The sequence below is a fragment of the Mesorhizobium sp. M1295 genome (assembly GCF_040318135.1).
Taxonomy (GTDB): Bacteria; Pseudomonadota; Alphaproteobacteria; order Rhizobiales; family Rhizobiaceae; genus Mesorhizobium.
The window spans coordinates 1-1,072 of sequence record NZ_JAMYLU010000076.1 but is presented as its reverse complement, the minus strand read 5'-3'; the positions used below and the strand labels follow the sequence as shown (position 1 = coordinate 1,072).

Here is a 1,072-nt window from a genome sequence, read left to right as displayed (position 1 = left end):
GGCCTTTGCAGAGAAGGCGCATAGATATGCGATTTGAGGCATATATGCTTTTTTGAGCGTCGGAGAGCGCTGCTTGGCCGTTCAGCGCGGCATTTTTCAGGATAATCGGCTCATCCGCCCGATTACGGACGGACTCCTGCTTATGCCGGCTTCTCGCCAGGCGGATGGAGGGTGCTGACCATGCGGCGCAGGTTGTAGGCGCAGGCCGCCAGCATGCACTGCGTTCGGTTGGCGGCGAGGTTGAAGAAGCGCAGGCGCCGCATGGCATAGCTCTCCTTGAACACGGCGAAGGGTCGCTCGACCGCCGCCCGCACCTTGGCGATCAGCTGGTTGCGCCGCTTCTGGCGCGGCGGCAACTCGGGATGATGTTTGTTGGGCCGCCGCATCAGGCGGTCCTTGATGCCTGCCTCGACCAGCCGGGCATGTCTGGCGTGGGTATAATAAGCCTGATCGCCATAGACCGCCCTTTCATCGCCGCTGATCAGTGCGTCGGCCGGCTCGGTGTCGGTGACCGAAGCGTCGCTCACCTCGACGCGCCGGATCAGCGTATGATCCTGGTCGACGCCGATGTGCATCTTGTAGCCGAAGGTGCTCTTCTTGCCCTTCTTGCCCCAGCGCGCATCCTTGTCCGCCGATGGCTTGACCGGGCCCTGGTGGCCCTTCTTGGGCTGTTTCGGCGGGCGGCCGCGAGCTTGCAGGAACGAGGCATCGACCAGCGTGCCGCGCTTGACGATCAGGCCCTTGTCCTCAAGCTGGCGGTTGATCTCCTCGAACACCTTGTCGATCAGCCGCTCGCGCGTCAGCTCCTCGCGGAAGCGCCACAGCGTCGAATGGTCGGGCGTGCGGTCCGAAAGGCTGAAGCCGGCAAAGCGGCGGAACGACAGCCGGTCGCGGATCTGTGCCTCAAGCGCTGGATCGCTCAGCCCATGCCATGCGCCCAACAAAAGGCAGCGCATCAGCACTGGCGCCGGATAGCTGGCCGTGCCCGGCCCGGCTCCGCTGCGTGCGCCCAAAAGCCCGTCGATCGGACCCCAGTCGATCTCCTTCGCAACAAGATCGAAGATCGTCTCAT

At 63.9% G+C, this 1,072-nt stretch carries 1 protein-coding gene; it reads right to left on the bottom strand.

Features of this window, described 5'->3' with window-relative positions; translation table 11 throughout:
- Window positions 1-140: 140 nt before the first annotated feature.
- A partial coding sequence (locus NKH29_RS32545) for an IS5 family transposase (protein ID WP_353001430.1) occupies window positions 141-1,072 on the bottom strand: 932 nt, incomplete at its 5' end.